Here is a 14,512-nt window from a genome sequence, read left to right as displayed (position 1 = left end):
TGGCCCGGCGCACGGCTGGTGTGTTCAGGCGCAGGGAAACCATTGGCTGGCGGCGTCGGCGCGGGCCCGTTGGTCTGCGAACCGCCGGCGGACCTCGGCGATGGCCGTGGCCAGGGGGAAGATCTCGGCAGTTACCAACTGGTCTGTATCGTCGGCTCCGATCGGGTGCCAATAGACGCCCTCGGCGGTGACCGTGACTTCCGGGATCAGGGATTCAACCGTTAGTTCGATGCCGGCGTCGGCGTTGCCGCGATGGGCCAGTGCCCGGATGACCTGGTCGACGGGGTCGATACCGAGTGAGTCCAGGTACTTGTGGAACGGCTCGAGTTCGTGGGTTTGGGCGGCGGGCAGCGTCGCTGCCACCCTCACTCGGAAGCCCTCGTCCTGGGCGATCCGGATCCCGGCGACGGCGCGCTCCCACGATCCTTTGCCGCGGTGGCTGTCATGAACCTCCGGAGTAGCGGAGTCAAGGCTGATTTGCAGCGTCAGCCTGGTGCGGTCCATCCGGCGCAGCCGTTCGAGCCGGTGCCCGCGGAAGAGCATCCCGTTCGTCAGCAAGGTGGTCGGCAGCGCCGCGGCGCAGACGGCGACGAGTTCGTCAAGGTCCGGCAGCAGGAATGGCTCACCGCCGGTCAGGATGAGTTCGCTCACGCCCGATTCAACGGCCTCCGCCGCCAGCCGGCGGATGCGGTCGATTCCGAGGGCGCGCCGGGCGGTCTGTGGTGAGGATCTGGCGCAACAATAGTCGCAGGCCAGGTTGCAATCGAAGTTCGTGTACATCCACAGCCGGGTCCCGGGCAGCCGCCCGTCCTCCACTCCCGCGAGCGGGTCGGGGGCGCGACCGCGCCGGACGGTGACCGCACCGTCGCGGATGCCAACGAGTTCGTTGCCGGTCCGTGCGCACCAGGCAGACAGAGTGGGCGTTGCCTCGTCGTGGCCGCCGGGGCCAAGGGGTACGGTGACGGTGGAGCCGGCGGGCACGGCGGCGATCCGTTCCAGGATTTCCAGTATGACGACGGGATTTACCATCGGGACCCGATCCTTTGCTCCTGGACGGCGTCGAACAATACCTCGTAGCCTTCCAACCGGGGGGCCACCCAGCGGCGGAGTCCTTCCAATTCCAGGATCGGACGGTGTGACGGGTTGCCCCAGTCCATCGCGAACAGGTGCCCGGCCCATGCCGTGGCACGTTCCTCCGAGAGCGCGGGCAACGCCGTGAAGTTGCAGTGGCTGTAAACGGGCGACGCCCACAACACCTCGAAGGCGCCGGGCATCAACTCGTCGCGTCCAATTGCCTCCCAGGTGTTGATGCCGATCGCGGCGGCGTCGGCGCTGTCATCCAACACCGCCCGCAGGGCATCCAGTTCGCTGCGGCCCGTGTCTCCGTGCTTTCCGACATCGCTGTCCAGGCGCAACAGGTCCACCGTTCCATCGCCGAGCCCGGCCTGGGTTAGGAAATGGACCGGCAGGATCGCAGCCTGGGCGGAGTCCCGCGAGCCCAGTGCCAGCCGCCGCCCTCGCAGGTCCGCCAGCCCTGACATGCCGGAACCGGCACGGGTCACGAAGACGGTCCGGAAGACGGCGTCAGTGTCCCGCATGGCCAACGCGCGGCACCCGCCCTGGGTCTGTGCGACGGTACGCACCCACGCCAGGTTGGTGTTCCAGGCGATGTCGATGGTGCCCTCCAGCAGTGCGTCCACCTGGCGTCCGTAGTTGGAGAACAGCACGAAATCCATCTCGGCCGGCGTCCCGGCGAAATAGTCCCGGATCCCCTCCCAGACGGTGACCACGGTAGGTGTGTAGGCCACCGAGCCCACCATCATTGGGGCGCTCACGCCCGCTCCTTCACCGCGGCGGAGGGACTGTCGAACAGCGGCTGGCCGGTAATCGCCCTCCCGTAGAAGTCGTACAGCACATCGGCCGTCGGGGCCATCACGTGGCCGGCCCTGGCATCGCGGAAGTAACGGTCAATCTGAAGATGCTCGGAGAACGCCGCACCGCCGCAGACGCGCATCGCGGCATCGGTGATACTGAGGGCCGCGTCGTTGGCCGCTGCCTTGACGCCCAGCACATGCAGCATCGTGTCCTCCTGTGGCTCGGCAATCCGGCCCGCCGTCTGATGCAGGTAGGCCGTTGTGACGGCCAGTTCGATCGACATTTTCGCCAGCCGGGCGCGGATGGTCGGGAGCGCGGACAAGCTTTCGTCAAGGTGTTCGAGGCGGGCGGCGCTGGTGTGCCGGATTGCGGCTTCGACGGCGGCGCGTGCCAGCCCCACCGACACGGATGCGTTGCCAAGGTTGAACCACGGCAGCACAGTCTGCAGCATCAGGTCCATTCCGCCGCCTTCCCCGCCCAGCCGCGTGTCCTCGGGCACTTCGGCCGCGAAACGCATCGGCGTCGAGGCATTGCCCCGCAGCCCCATGCCCCGCCACGCGCCGGCCACCTCGACGCCGGGACAATCGGCGGGGACCGCGAACAAGTCCACGGTGTCCGCGCCGGGCGTCCGGGTCGAGGCGATGTACACATCGGCGTATCCTGCCGAGGTCACCCAGCTCTTACGCGCGTCGAGGACGATGCCGGCACTGTTCCGGCGTGCCCGCGAGACGGGGGCCCAGAAATGGGACCGGGACCCGGCTTCGGAAAATGCCAGCGATCCGAGGACCCGGCCGCTCGCCATGTCGGCCACCAGGCCCGGTGAACCCGGCGGCGGTGCGGCCGCCACGGGCATCGCGGCGCTGATATGCATGAGGTAGATCATTGCTGTTGAACCACAGGCGCCGGCGAGGGCACTCAGGACCTCAACCAGCTCGTGCGGTCCGCCCCCAAGGCCACCGGATTCCGGCGGCAGGGTCAGGCCGAGTAACCCGGAGTGGCGCAAGGCCTCGACTGCCTCGGCCGGGAACCGGGCCGCGGCGTCGACGTCGTGGGCGTTGGCGCCGGCAATGGCGAGTACCGGTTCAAGCCGCTCAGTCAGGTTTAGCATTTGCGGTCCTCTTCTGGTCACTAGACTCCGGATGTGCGGCAGATGAGGTTCGCGGCGTCAGCGTCACAGCCAGCAAACCGATTCCCAGGCCGCCCGAAAGCGCGACGGTGGAACCGTCCCCGGCGAGCCAGTTGATGCTCTGGCCGGCCTGCAGCAGTTGAAGCAGCGCGCCCGCCAACAGAGCGGCACCGGACGCGATCGCGAGCCAGCGCAGGCGCAGGATTCCGGCGATCACGGCGGCAACTCCGCAGATGAGCAGCAGGGCAAGTCCAGTCCCCCGGATGTGGACAAACTCGACCTGCGCCGGGCCGCCACTGGAGAAGGTAAACACACAACTCAGGAGGGCGGCGCCGCCCAGGGCGAGCACGGGCAGATCGAAGCGGCGCCCGGTCACGACAGCCTCGCCAGGAGCTTGTCGAAGCGTCGGGTCGATTTCTCCCAGCGGGGCCGGAGTACTCCGTCGACCCCGTAACAGCGCCCGGCCGCAGTCGCAAAAATGGCTATGTGGACCAGGATCATCAGATAGTAGGACCAGTGCCATTCATTCGGGGCGTTGAGGACGGACATGGTGATCGCCAGCGACTGGATCACTCCAACGACCGCCCAGAACCGGGTGGCAAGGCCGATCAGCAGGAACGCACCCAGACCCGCTTCGATTAAGATCGTCATCCACCCGAACAACGGGAAAGCTGGCAGAACTGTGTGTTCAATGAACCAGGTAAAAGGCGGAAACACCGGGTGGTCTATGGCGAAGCGGGTGAAAAGATAGAGTCCGGTGTTCTCGCGTTCGCCGAAGTCCGGCGGCACCTTCCACGCCACGTTCTGAATCCACAGCAACGCCACCCCGACCCGGACGACGAAGATCCCGCTGCGGGCCAGCCGGGAGTCCCCGCCCGCCTCAGCGGGGGCGGCCGTCGCAGCAGCCAAGACCGGCTCCGTTCCCATGGCTCCATTAAGGACCCGCGGCCGGGGACGCGCAACATCGAAGGCCTTACATATCCCGAACGGCCTCCATTACATACGGCAGTCAGGGTGCCGGGGCGTATGGGCGTACGGCGGCCGGGTCGACCAGGGGTCGGGGACCAAGGCGCGGCAAACTGGGCGCTAAAGCCGTTTGGGAGTGTCGGGTAACGATCGTTCGCAAGACACTCCTGGGCATGTCTGAAAAGTGTCATTTTCCGAAGTCGTCTGCACGAAATGTCCAAAGTCGTCTGCGCGGCCGACTACATGTCCGCATGGGGATCCTTTCCGTACGGAGCATCTGCTTGGCGTGGTGGTCAACTGGCCCTCGGTGTGGCCTGACCGATGACTTTTCCGCGCCGTGCTGGTCTGTACAACGAATACCGACTCACGGGAGACTGGCGCCATGCGCAAACTGACCTTCGGCATGAACCTGAGCCTGGACGGCTACATCGCCGCGCCCGGCGACGACCTCGGCTGGAGCGTACCGAGCGACGAGCTGTTCCAATGGTGGTCCGACCGGGTGGGGGCGACGGGCCTGGCGCTGTACGGCCGCAAACTGTGGGAGACGATGAGCTCGCACTGGCCGACCGCCGACCAGCAGCCTGGCGCCACACCGGCGCAGATCGAGTTCGCCCGCCGCTGGCGGGACATGCCGAAGGTGGTGTTCTCCTCGACGACCAGCACGGTCGACTGGAATACCCGCCTGGTCACCGGCGACGCGGTCACCGAGATCACCCGGCTCAAGGCCGACGACGGCGGCCCCATGGACATCGGCGGTGCCACACTCGCCGCGGCGGCCATGCGGGCCGGGCTGATCGACGAGTACGCGATCGTCACCCATCCGGTCCTGGTGGGCGGCGGCACGCCGTTCTTCACAGCCCTGGACAACTGGGTGAACCTGAGCCTGGTGGAGACCCGGACGTTTCCCGCCGGTGTGGTCCTTACCAGGTACGAGACCAGGAGCTGAATGCCCGACGTCGAATCAGCGCGGGCTTCGGGCCACCCAAGGATCTCGTGCCGCTGTGTTCCGAGGCGATCGTGACGTTCCTGCCGGATCCTGTTCTTCACTGCAGAGGATCCGTCCGGATAGGGATCGTCTACGAAACAGGCGACCCAGCGAGTTCGCATATCCAAAGCTCGCTTGATCGTACGCAGCGTCTGCTGCCGCCCCGATCGTCTCGTCTGAGCTGTCCGGCAGAGCGCTGAGGCTGTTCAAGCACTACGGCAGCGTGCGGGGCCAGCAGCTGCAAGGCCGACCACGTCGGCGGGTCCTCGGGGGGCGCCGGTCTCCTGATGACCCGGTCCCAAAGCTCCTCAGTCGTCTCAGCAAGCGTCGGGAATCCATCGTGAATACCGGCGTTGTTCACCAGCACATCCACACGCCCATAGGCTTCGATGACGGCGGCTCGGGCCGCGTCGACGGTATCCGCAGCAGCGATGTTCACGGCAACAGCCGTTGCGTCCCCGCCGTCATCGTGAATGCTTTCGACCGTGGCGGCCGCGGCGCTCGGGTTCACATCCAGCGCAGCCACTCTCGCGCCCTCGCGGGCGAATCGGACCGCAATGCTTCGCCCCATGCCGCTCCCGGCGCCAGTGACCACCGCTACCTTGCCTGCAAGCCTGCCAGCCATAATGCCCTTCTTTCCGGCGCCGCGCTCGGGCGCCAATCGATGAAACCGAATGGGGCGGGCCGCCGAACAGAGGCGGCCCGCCTGTGATGTGATGTGATGTAATGTAATGCTCCGGCCTCTTCGATGACGAAGCCGAAGCCGAGGCCTCGACGTCGAGGTTGTCGATGTCGAGGGCGTCACCAGTGTCCAAGGCATCGATCCGTTCCAGCTCACCGGTCGTCAGTTCGAGGACGACTACGTCAGAGTTGGCCGCGATGCGTTTGGCGTTGATGACGGCACGTCGATGACGTGTGGACCCGGGCAGACAGCCTCACTCGCACGACGTTTCTTTTGGGTTCGGGTTTGGGTGGTGAGGTCAGAGCGCTGGGTGAGTTGCTGTTCGTTCTGGTTTTGGATTGACGCGTCCGCGACATTGATCCCTGCATCAAGGGCACGGTGGATGATGCGGATGCTGTCGGCGCGGTCGTCGTTGCCCCAAGGGCCGAACATCATCGCACCGAGGCAGAGGGGCTGACTTTGGCTCCGGTGCGGCCAAGCGAGCGGTATTTCATGCTGCTTTCTTGTCTCTGGTCTGGTTCTGTCGTGCTTAGGCTTCGGGGATGGACAGGTCGAACCACTGGTCGTGGGAGACGTCGGGATCCGGGCCGTTGCGTACGCCGGTGTCCAACGCGTCGATGGCTGCAATCTCGTTTGAGGACAGTTCGAAGTTGAAAACGTCGAAGTTCTCATCGATGCGTGCCGGGTTGGTCGATTTCGGGATGGCTGAGCGGCCCTGCTGCAGGTGCCAGCGGAGCATGACCTGCGCCGGCGTCTTGCCGTGCGCTTCAGCTATCGCGGCGATGGCCGGGTCCTGCATGACGTTCTTCCGGTCCTCGGCGCCCCACCCGGGGTAGAAGGTGATGCCGCCGATCGGTGACCAGGCCTGGGTGATAATGCGGTGTTCGGCGTCGGCTGCCCGGACGTCCGGTTGGCTGAAGTACGGGTGCAGCTCCACCTGGTTCACGGCCGGGATCACGTCGCTTTCCGCGAGCAGTTGCTTGAGGTGGTGCGGCATGAAGTTGCTGACACCGATGGCCCGCACGCGCCCGTCGGCGAGCAGGGTCTCCAGCGCCTTGTACGCGGCGATGGTCTTCTCGAAGCGGCCCGGCATCGGCTGGTGCAGGATCAGCAGATCCAGGTAGTCCACTCCGAGCTTTCCGACCGCCTTCTCCCAGGCGTGCATTGTCTGCTCATAGCCGTAGTCACTGACCCATACCTTGGTCTCGATGAACACGTCCGACCGGTCCAGGCCGGAGCTGCGGATGCCTTCGCCGACCTCCCGCTCGTTACCGTACGCGGCGGCAGTGTCAATGTGTCGGTAGCCGGCTGCCAGGGCGGCCTCGACCGCAGCTGTTGTTTCTTCCGGTGGGCTTTGGAAGACGCCGAGCCCGAGGGCGGGCATGGTGACGCCGTTGTTGAGTGTGATTTTCATGAGGGCCCGAGGTGCCGAGCGGGTTGCGGTGGGACCAGGTGCCGGAAGCGTCGATGACCGCCGCAACGGTGTGGTCGCGGGTCTCGCCGTCGTGGTGTTCGACCCTGACGGTGAAGGGCGTGGTGTCGCGGTTCCGGACGTGGGTCTTGTCCAGGCCCAGCCGTGTCACGGCGACTACCCGGGCGCCGGTATGCAGCCGGGAGGCAACGACCGGGAGGGCGGCCAACGGCGTGAGGTAGTTGTCGATGAATTCCCCGCCGTACGGAAGCGCGGTGGGCAGGGGCGATTCCCAGCCGGCGCCTTCGAGCAGGCGGAGTGCGGCGGCGTCGATGTTGAACCGCCACGGTGAGAACAGCCGGATGTGACGCCAGTGCTCGATGGCCGCGCCCGCCGTCGGGCCTGCCTCGAAGACCAGAGGCTCCAGGCCCCGCTCGAGCAGGTGGGCCGCGGCGGCCAGGCCCACGGGGCCGGCGCCGATCACGGCAACGGGAAGGCTCTTTGTCGAATCCATGCTGTCCTCTTTCGCTGTAGCTGTAGCTGTAGCTGTAGCAGTTCAGTACGGGCCGGCCTGCCGGCGCCCATTGTTGGAAGAGCCCACAGGGAAAGACATCGCCTTGGTCGGGCGAATCCGTCACCGTGAAGGGACAAACCCGCCGAGAGACACCTGACGGGCGTAGAAAACTCTCAATGTCTTACTGCCTAGAAGATTCCCCGCCGGCCATCCTCAGGCGGAAGCCGGCTGGTGCGCGGTGTTGACTACCAATCCCCATAGATCCGGACCAGCGCGCGTTTCGCCGCGGTGTAAGACTCGGCCGAGCCGGTGAGGAGCGAACGCGCATTGGCAGCCTCCAGGAATGCCGTCGTCTCGAACACCAGTTGATTCACGTCGACGCCAAGAAGTTCTCCGGTGTCGGCTGCCGTCTGGATTTCCGAGGCCAGCAATAAGTGCCATTCAAGAACCACCTTCGCGACTGCTTCCCTCACCGGGCCGGATTTGGAATCCAACTCCGTGCTGGCGGCCGCGAAGAAACATCCGCCGACAAAGACCCGGCCGCGGCTGTAGGAAAGCCAAGCGTCAAGAAGGACGCGAAGTCTTTCCACACCGGGTTCGGCTTCGAGGGCGGGCGCTATGACTGCGGCGATGAAAACTTCTCGCGCCGCCTCGACCGTCGCGAGTTGAAGCTGCTCTTTCGAACCGAACAGTACAGCTACTCCGCTCTTACTAAGCGCTGCACGAGACGCCAGACCTCCGATCGAAAGTCCCCCGAGCCCTTCAACCGAGGCCATGTTCACCGCTTCCTCCATGACAATTTTTCTCGATTTCAGACCTCTGGCCGTTCTGCCATCCATATTGACCTCTCCTCCGTGCGCTTATTGACAATAATACTGTACGATCGTCCGTATAGTCGTCGACTCGCCTCATCGCCCGTCCAGGCTTGCCCCCATGGGTGGACCTGTCCGTGGCGGACAAAATGTCGGAACGTCAAAATTCGAGATTCTAAGGAAGACCCATGCAGACAACCCTGACGCATATCGGCACAGCAACGATGCTCATTGAATTTGCTGGTCTCACGTTCCTCACCGATCCGGTGTTCGACCCAGCTCCTACTGAGTATGTGTCGGGGCCGGTGGTCCTGCGGAGCACAACTGAGCCAGCCATACCCGCAAGCGATCTGCCGTCATTTGACGCCGTGCTGCTCAGTCACGACGAACATCCGGACAATCTCGACAATGCCGGCAGGAGGTTGCTGGAGGGGAAGCCCGTCATGACCACCGAAAGCGGTGCGGTACGGCTGGGCGGCCAAGCAGTTGGCATGGCGCCCTGGAGCAGTCACACGCTCGCTGTGGGAGAGGAATCCGTGATCATCACAGCGACGCCTGCGCATCATGGTCCGGCCGGTGACGTGGTTGGATTCATCCTCCGGGTCCCCGGGGAAGCGAAGGCCCTCTATATCTCCGGCGACACCACCTATGAAAGCGACCTTGACCAAATCGGCGAACTATTCTCGATCGGAGTAGCAGTGCTGCACCTCGGCGCGGCAAAGTTCGCCATACTCGGGGACCAGATGATCAGTATGGACAGCGCGAACGCAGCCAAGTTCACTGCCTCTCTCGCGGCCCACACGGTGGTGCCGATCCATTTTTCCTCGTGGGAACACTTCACAGAAACGGAAGACGAGATAACGGCTTCATTTGCCGGAGCCGGTCTGACTGACCGCCTGAAATGGCTCACCCCGGGTGTGCCACAGGTCCTTGAGGTCTAATTCCAAGAGGCGCACAGAACTGCCCTGATCGGCGGCTCGCCCTGATTCTGGCGGGGCTGGCGCCTAACCTGTACGTGTTCGCCGCCTGCCTGGTTTTGGCACCGCGCGGGCCGCGGTGCTGCGTCAGCCGGCATTCCTTCCGCTGGCGTACGTGTTCGTGCCAGTTTTCGAGATATAGACACACCGCAGGACCGGAATCTGCATGGAGCCTATTTGCGCCCGCAGTTCTGTGACCTGTATCGGAAGGGGGTCGTGATCCAAGTCTGGATTGAAATGCGGAAGGTCGCTGAGCCCACCGCAAGTGGTGGTTGCGAAAGGTGCCCCTACCAAATCGGCGACAGTCGCTATGACCGCCGCGTTGACCGAGCCGATCCTCACGCTTCCGCTGATCAGCAAGATCGGAGAAATCATGTCCCCCAGGCTACCGGTGCACACCAGAGTGACGCTTCGCCCGGTCGTCCGACAGTCATCCCGGCCGGCGGTGCCCGGTCAAGCCGTGTTCGTAGGCGAAGATAACGGCGTGCACGCGGTCGCGCAGCCCGAGTTTCATCAGGATGCGGCCCACGTGTGTTTTCACTGTTGATTCGGCCACGAACATTCGCTCCCCGATCTCTGTGTTGGTAAGTCCGCCGGCGATGGCCGAGAGGATTTCCCGTTCCCTCGGGGTCAGGGCCGCGACGGCTTCGTCGCCCCCGGAGGGCGGACCGGAGGGAAGCCTTTGGCTGAAGAGATCCAGCATCCGGCGGCTGACCCTGGAGGAGATGGCGGCGTCTCCTCCGGCGACGGCTCTGATGGACGCGAGCAGCTCAGCTGGTCCGACATCCTTGAGCAGAAAACCACTGGCACCGGCCCGGAGCGCCGCGAATGCATACTCGTCGAGATCGAACGTCGTGAGGACAACGACCCGTGAATCCGGGCACTCCTCGGCGATTAGCTCCGTCGCGGCGATGCCGTCCATGCCGGGCATGCGCACATCCATCAGCACCACGTCCGGTGCCAGGGTACGACACATGTCGATTCCCATCCGGCCGTCAGCGGCTTCGCCAACGACTTCCACCCCCTCATGGGCATCCAGCACCATGCGGAATCCCATTCGAACAAGGGTCTGGTCATCAATGAGCAGTACCCGGATCGGGCGAGTGGGCAGGATAGTTACCGTTTCCATGAGGCTCCCTCCTGCCGCGGGAACCGTGCGGTCACGGACCATCCCCGGCCGGCCAGAGGACCTGCCTGCATCGTGCCGCCATACAGTGCGACGCGCTCACGCATTCCCACGACGCCACGCCCGGTATGGTCGGGCGGAACGCCCTCGTGTTGCCCGTCGTCGGTCACCGAGACCATGATCGCCTGCGCGCTGAACTGCGTTCGGACAGTCACCGCTGTTGCTTCCCTCGCGTACTTAAGCGCATTGGTGAGCCCTTCTTGGATGACCCGGTAGATGGCGAGCTGGATCCCGGGATCGGCCGGAGGAACACCAGCCGACTGCAGGACCACCGGAAGGCCCGTAGCACGAAAAAGCTCCACCAGCGCCTGGACGTCCCCCACTCCGGGCGCAGGCGCTACCGCGCCGGCTGACTCCCCGGTGTTGCCTTCGTTCAGAACTCCGAGCATCCGGCGCATGTCCGCCACCGCCGTGCGGCCCGTCTCGGCGACCTGGTGCATGGCCTGGACGGCGCGGGCAGGATCAGTGGGGGCGATCTCCGACGAACCATGGGCCAGGGAAATCATCACTGCCAACCCGTGCGAGACTATGTCGTGCATCTCCCGAGCGATCGCGTTGCGCTCAGCGGCAGCGGCAATGCTGGCCAGGTGCTCCCGTTCACGCATCAGCCGGTCGGCACGGTCCACGAGGGCGGCCACGTAGCCGCGGCGCGTGCGTACGTTCAGGCCGGCCAACGCCGCGATCACGAGTACGACTATTGCCTGGCCGGCTTGGCCAAGGTCCACCATCGACCCGGGTAGGAGGACCGCGGCGAGAAGGAGGAGTCCGCTGGTCCCCAGCAGGGCAAAGACGGCGTGCCGGGCTGACCTGTAAACGGCGACGGCGTACAGGGCCATGGCTGTCGCCACCGCTGCGAAGCTCCCCGGGGCCGAGAACGTGATGAGCATGATGCCGGCCGTGGCAGCCAACGAAGACATCGGAGCCCGCCGGCGGAAAAGCAGCGCCGTGCCGGAAACCACCACCGCGAGCAACTGGAGAACGGCCCCCGGGCCCTCGGTCTCGTGAACGATAGCCGTTGCCGCCAGTGCCGGCCCCGTGTACGAGGCGGCGACCAGAAGATCTGCAATGAGCGGACGGGAGCGCAGTCCGCCTCGCGGAAGCGGTTCGCCGGGCGAGACCGGCGCCGTGAAGTCCACTTCCGGCAACGCCGCCAGGCGCTCAGTGCCCGCTTTCCCGGTCATGCTCCGGACTCTACCCGTCGTGGAGTGCATAAGGGTCCTCCGGTCTTCAGTTATGTAGGTGGATGGTACCGCTGAAGCACAGGTGGCCCGTACCGCAGCCCCCTGTTGAAGATCAGTGGAGTGCAAGGATCAGGTAGAGGGATGCGAGGGCAGCTGTGGCGGGGGTCATGATGAGGCGCTCGGGTTTGCTGCGGGAGATACCGTTCATGAGGACGCCGAGTACGAAGTATGCCGTCAGCACCCACATGGTGATCGAAGTAAAGGATTCGCTGACCAATGCCGGGACAAGGCCGGCCTTGGCCAGCGCGGCATAGGCGAAGAGGGCATACACGCCGATGGATACCGCGCTCCCGATTCTGAGGTTGGCCGGGAGGACACGGTGTTGTCCGCCCCACGCCATCCTCCCGAGCGGAGCCCCGGCGATAAGCGCACCTTGGAAGATCGTCAGGGCGGCCAGAAGCGCGCAGGCGAGTATTGCGGAAAGCTGATCCAACGACATTACAAAACCATCCTCTTGCCCAGTGCCAGGCCATCAATACCCCCGCTTGTGAGGGTGTTCTTCTTCCCGGGCCTGTGGGGGCCGTCCGTGATGCGACGCCTCAGCTGAAGTTGTCGAACGCGCGTGGGCAACAGGTGCCTTGCGGGTGCTGCGACGATGATCATTATTTCCCCCTGAGTTCGCGGATGTTGTGCTTCCTCCAGTTGCTGCCCTCTCCGCACCGTGCCCTGCGGTCGTGGCTGTAGCGGGCATATTCCCGAAAGCGGAGAATCATGGCAACCGCCATCAGCGGGATCATTGTTGCATGGCTGAGAAACATCATCGTCCCGGCTGTCATAGTCCCCAGAAGGTAGGGACCCATCGTGAGGGCTGCAGGAAGAAGCATCGCTGCCGACATTTCTCCGATGGCCCGCCGGGTGTGACGCTGACGCCGCATGTATAGGACCATCGGAATGCTCATGTTGAGCGCCATGACGATGTTCGAGAGCACGGGCAGCCGGCCCCACGGATCGCCGACTCCGGCAAGGGCCGCCAAAACCTCGTAGAGGGGCGCCAGAACGAACATTCCCGCGTACATCAACCCGACCATCACAGCGAAATGCTTGGCAAAGTAGAAGTATCTGGGCCGGAACTTCGGGACGGCGTGATCGCCCCCGCCCAGGGAATCGGCTGAGCGCGGGCGGAATTCCGGCATGTACGGCGTCATGTCGTCTACCCCTCTGCCCGGCGGCGTACAAGCATTCGTATGATCGCCGGCAGGAGACCGGCGAGAATGGCGAGCAACAGACCGAGCGCGAGCAGGACAGGAACCCGGACCGAGGCCTCTCCGGCCGGAAGGTTCAGATGCGCGGCGGGATAGTCGATCATCTTGGCTGCCGACAGGGCGGTGGCACGGTCAGTATGCCGTGCCAGATAATCGAGGGCGCCGTCGAATCCGAGCACTCCATCGGCGCCAGCAAAGGCATCGACCGACACGTCGCGGGACGCGGCCCAGTCCCTCAACTGCGGGTCAATATCCTGGTCCGCAGCCGCGCCGGGGGCGATGAACCGGTCCACCGGAGGAGCCTGCCGCTCCGGGACCGTCAGGAGAACCAGGCCGTGTTTGGTGGTGACGGTGTCCGTGGCGCCGACCGCGACTGCCCGGGCCGCGAAGGACATGTTGTAGACCTCGAATGCGCTGGCGACGTCGATTTCTCCTACTCCGCTGAAGAGCCCGACGGCGATCGTCGGCCGGAGCCACGGGATGATGGCGTTGAGGCCGACGGGAATGTCCGGGGCGGCGAAGGACTGGACGGGTATCGATGCTGACGCGGCGACCGACCAGCCCGGATAGTTCATCAGCCGGCCGACTCGTTCGGCTTCCTCAGCCCCTGCCAAGTCCTCCATGACTTTCAACGCGCCTGGGATACCGGACGTCACGCCGGCTGTGGTGGTGATCATGCCGTCCTGGACGTATCGCAGACCTCCCGTCCATTGGACCTCGGGATGGTTCTGCTTCAGAGCACCCAGACGTGACCAATGGCTTGTCGCCGTGCGCCCGCTCAAGAGTCCGGTCTCGGCTAATACGCTCGATCCGTTGCAGACGGCCAGGATGCGGGCCCCGCGACCTGATTGTTCCATGATCCAGTCCCGCATCGAGGCTTCCTCCGGGCCCTCCGGGGCGCCGACGGCCGGGACGACGACGACGTCCGGCTGCCGTGCCCTGCCCGATCTGATGTTCTCGAACGTGTAGGTGGGCACTATCGCCGGGCCTCCGTCAATGGCGGCCGGGCCTGACTGCACCGCGATTGTGTAGACGGAGAAATTCGGGGAGCTGGCAAATACTTCGTAGGGAGCTAGAACGTCGCTCCCGACGGTGCCCGACGAGCCCAGGACCACGGCGACAACAATCGCGCCGGAAGAGGAGGGCAAATTCGCAGGGAGTTCTTTCCGGCCTTGGATGGGCGGTGCGACGTGGCTTTCTGCCTCCGCCACCTCTGCGCCGGCGAAGGCGAGTGCGACTACCGTGAGGAGGGATAACCCGACCGAGAGGGCGGCGTAAATAACGCGTTTTGAACGGGAAGCCATGGATGAGTCTCGATTCCGTGGAAGGTGTGGGGCCATCAACCTGTGTGGCTGGTTGCTCTTTCACGCTACGGATTGCCGCCCGCACATCCATCAGCCAGCGGGACATTCCGCAGCAGGTACAACCGGTACCCAGGTACTACACGATCGCCCACTAACCGGCACCCCTACGGCCATCGACCGCAGCCCTAATTCGCGGCTCTGCCGTGCCGTTCCGCCTTCGCGCGCGGCTGA

General features: G+C 64.8%; 15 protein-coding genes and 2 pseudogenes. 2 read left to right on the top strand and 15 right to left on the bottom strand.

The annotated features are described in order from the left end of the window. Window positions 1–24 precede the first annotated feature (24 nt). From ACVWZ8_RS07560 to ACVWZ8_RS07540, 5 genes are read right to left on the bottom strand one after another with little or no spacing between them, the layout of a single operon-like run. Window positions 25–1,029 carry an Rv1681 family radical SAM protein gene (locus ACVWZ8_RS07560; RefSeq protein ID WP_456504271.1) on the bottom strand — a complete coding sequence of 335 codons (1,005 nt, stop codon included), beginning with the start codon at window positions 1,027–1,029 and terminating at the stop codon, window positions 25–27. Beyond that, window positions 1,023–1,835 (bottom strand): Rv1680 family SBP-like protein, encoded by an 813-nt coding sequence (locus ACVWZ8_RS07555; RefSeq protein WP_456504270.1) that lies wholly within the window; start codon window positions 1,833–1,835, stop codon window positions 1,023–1,025. Before ACVWZ8_RS07555 ends, ACVWZ8_RS07560 begins: the two co-directional genes overlap by 7 nt. Continuing rightward, complete coding sequence (fadE16, locus tag ACVWZ8_RS07550) at window positions 1,832–2,983, bottom strand: Rv1679 family acyl-CoA dehydrogenase (protein ID WP_456504269.1); 1,152 nt, start codon at window positions 2,981–2,983, stop codon at window positions 1,832–1,834. The genes ACVWZ8_RS07555 and fadE16 overlap by 4 nt, the downstream gene beginning before the upstream one ends. Further along, window positions 2,967–3,377, bottom strand: a complete 411-nt coding sequence (locus tag ACVWZ8_RS07545) for an Rv1678 family membrane protein (RefSeq protein WP_456504268.1) — start codon at window positions 3,375–3,377, stop codon at window positions 2,967–2,969. Before ACVWZ8_RS07545 ends, fadE16 begins: the two co-directional genes overlap by 17 nt. After that, window positions 3,374–3,928, bottom strand: coding sequence for a DoxX family protein (locus tag ACVWZ8_RS07540; protein WP_456504267.1), 555 nt, complete (start codon window positions 3,926–3,928; stop codon window positions 3,374–3,376). Before ACVWZ8_RS07540 ends, ACVWZ8_RS07545 begins: the two co-directional genes overlap by 4 nt. Before the next feature lie 421 nt (window positions 3,929–4,349). Here ACVWZ8_RS07540 and ACVWZ8_RS07535 point away from each other — a divergent pair, with 421 nt between their 5' ends. Further along, window positions 4,350–4,913 carry a dihydrofolate reductase family protein gene (locus tag ACVWZ8_RS07535; protein WP_456504266.1) on the top strand — a complete coding sequence of 188 codons (564 nt, stop codon included), beginning with the start codon at window positions 4,350–4,352 and terminating at the stop codon, window positions 4,911–4,913. 130 nt (window positions 4,914–5,043) lie between these two features. On the opposite strand, the gene ACVWZ8_RS07530 is transcribed toward ACVWZ8_RS07535, so the two are convergent. The 5 genes and pseudogenes from ACVWZ8_RS07530 to ACVWZ8_RS07510 form a co-directional block, all read right to left on the bottom strand. Continuing rightward, window positions 5,044–5,523 carry an SDR family NAD(P)-dependent oxidoreductase gene (locus ACVWZ8_RS07530; RefSeq protein WP_456505915.1) on the bottom strand — a complete coding sequence of 160 codons (480 nt, stop codon included), beginning with the start codon at window positions 5,521–5,523 and terminating at the stop codon, window positions 5,044–5,046. Window positions 5,524–5,973: 450 nt separating this feature from the next. Continuing rightward, window positions 5,974–6,128 (bottom strand): annotated as a pseudogene (locus tag ACVWZ8_RS07525) (aldo/keto reductase); the annotation flags it as partial. 35 nt (window positions 6,129–6,163) lie between these two features. Then, on the bottom strand, window positions 6,164–7,048 hold the full coding sequence (locus tag ACVWZ8_RS07520; RefSeq protein WP_456504265.1) for an aldo/keto reductase: 885 nt from the start codon (window positions 7,046–7,048) through the stop codon (window positions 6,164–6,166). 4 nt (window positions 7,049–7,052) lie between these two features. Next, a pseudogene (locus tag ACVWZ8_RS07515) lies at window positions 7,053–7,559 on the bottom strand (FAD-dependent oxidoreductase); the annotation flags it as partial. 245 nt (window positions 7,560–7,804) lie between these two features. Continuing rightward, window positions 7,805–8,398 carry a TetR family transcriptional regulator C-terminal domain-containing protein gene (locus ACVWZ8_RS07510; protein ID WP_456504264.1) on the bottom strand — a complete coding sequence of 198 codons (594 nt, stop codon included), beginning with the start codon at window positions 8,396–8,398 and terminating at the stop codon, window positions 7,805–7,807. Between the two features lie 161 nt (window positions 8,399–8,559). On the opposite strand from ACVWZ8_RS07510, the gene ACVWZ8_RS07505 reads away from it, so the two are divergent. After that, window positions 8,560–9,312 carry an MBL fold metallo-hydrolase gene (locus ACVWZ8_RS07505; protein ID WP_456504263.1) on the top strand — a complete coding sequence of 251 codons (753 nt, stop codon included), beginning with the start codon at window positions 8,560–8,562 and terminating at the stop codon, window positions 9,310–9,312. A 466-nt stretch (window positions 9,313–9,778) separates the two neighbouring features. On the opposite strand, the gene ACVWZ8_RS07500 is transcribed toward ACVWZ8_RS07505, so the two are convergent. The 5 genes from ACVWZ8_RS07500 to ACVWZ8_RS07480 all read right to left on the bottom strand — a co-directional run bounded on the left by ACVWZ8_RS07500 (window position 9,779) and on the right by ACVWZ8_RS07480 (window position 14,281). Further along, on the bottom strand, window positions 9,779–10,477 hold the full coding sequence (locus tag ACVWZ8_RS07500) for a response regulator (protein ID WP_456504262.1): 699 nt from the start codon (window positions 10,475–10,477) through the stop codon (window positions 9,779–9,781). Further along, window positions 10,465–11,715, bottom strand: a complete 1,251-nt coding sequence (locus tag ACVWZ8_RS07495) for a sensor histidine kinase (protein WP_426975473.1) — start codon at window positions 11,713–11,715, stop codon at window positions 10,465–10,467. Before ACVWZ8_RS07495 ends, ACVWZ8_RS07500 begins: the two co-directional genes overlap by 13 nt. Window positions 11,716–11,827: 112 nt before the next feature. After that, window positions 11,828–12,214, bottom strand: a complete 387-nt coding sequence (locus ACVWZ8_RS07490; protein ID WP_426975475.1) for a hypothetical protein — start codon at window positions 12,212–12,214, stop codon at window positions 11,828–11,830. A gap of 163 nt (window positions 12,215–12,377) precedes the next feature. Then, window positions 12,378–12,920: a hypothetical protein gene (locus ACVWZ8_RS07485; RefSeq protein ID WP_456504261.1), complete on the bottom strand. Its 543-nt coding sequence runs from the start codon at window positions 12,918–12,920 to the stop codon at window positions 12,378–12,380. 5 nt (window positions 12,921–12,925) lie between these two features. Then, complete coding sequence (locus ACVWZ8_RS07480) at window positions 12,926–14,281, bottom strand: DJ-1/PfpI family protein (RefSeq protein WP_456504260.1); 1,356 nt, start codon at window positions 14,279–14,281, stop codon at window positions 12,926–12,928. Window positions 14,282–14,512 lie beyond the last annotated feature (231 nt).

The sequence above is a fragment of the Arthrobacter sp. UYCu723 genome, from assembly GCF_054059215.1.
Note: the sequence above shows the minus strand (reverse complement) of the source record. Positions and strands in the feature narration are given on the sequence as shown.

Excerpts from the sequence above, each read along its gene's own strand:
- ACVWZ8_RS07560 (WP_456504271.1), bottom strand. The coding sequence starts at position 1,029 with ATGGTAAATCCCGTCGTCATACTGGAAATCCTGGAACGGATCGCCGCC.
- fadE16 (WP_456504269.1), bottom strand. The coding sequence starts at position 2,983 with ATGCTAAACCTGACTGAGCGGCTTGAACCGGTACTCGCCATTGCCGGC.
- ACVWZ8_RS07540 (WP_456504267.1), bottom strand. The coding sequence starts at position 3,928 with ATGGGAACGGAGCCGGTCTTGGCTGCTGCGACGGCCGCCCCCGCTGAG.
- ACVWZ8_RS07535 (WP_456504266.1), top strand. The coding sequence starts at position 4,350 with ATGCGCAAACTGACCTTCGGCATGAACCTGAGCCTGGACGGCTACATC.
- ACVWZ8_RS07530 (WP_456505915.1), bottom strand. The coding sequence starts at position 5,523 with ATGGGGCGAAGCATTGCGGTCCGATTCGCCCGCGAGGGCGCGAGAGTG.
- ACVWZ8_RS07520 (WP_456504265.1), bottom strand. The coding sequence starts at position 7,048 with ATGAAAATCACACTCAACAACGGCGTCACCATGCCCGCCCTCGGGCTC.
- ACVWZ8_RS07510 (WP_456504264.1), bottom strand. The coding sequence starts at position 8,398 with ATGGATGGCAGAACGGCCAGAGGTCTGAAATCGAGAAAAATTGTCATG.
- ACVWZ8_RS07505 (WP_456504263.1), top strand. The coding sequence starts at position 8,560 with ATGCAGACAACCCTGACGCATATCGGCACAGCAACGATGCTCATTGAA.
- ACVWZ8_RS07500 (WP_456504262.1), bottom strand. The coding sequence starts at position 10,477 with ATGGAAACGGTAACTATCCTGCCCACTCGCCCGATCCGGGTACTGCTC.
- ACVWZ8_RS07495 (WP_426975473.1), bottom strand. The coding sequence starts at position 11,715 with ATGACCGGGAAAGCGGGCACTGAGCGCCTGGCGGCGTTGCCGGAAGTG.
- ACVWZ8_RS07490 (WP_426975475.1), bottom strand. The coding sequence starts at position 12,214 with ATGTCGTTGGATCAGCTTTCCGCAATACTCGCCTGCGCGCTTCTGGCC.
- ACVWZ8_RS07485 (WP_456504261.1), bottom strand. The coding sequence starts at position 12,920 with ATGACGCCGTACATGCCGGAATTCCGCCCGCGCTCAGCCGATTCCCTG.
- ACVWZ8_RS07480 (WP_456504260.1), bottom strand. The coding sequence starts at position 14,281 with ATGGCTTCCCGTTCAAAACGCGTTATTTACGCCGCCCTCTCGGTCGGG.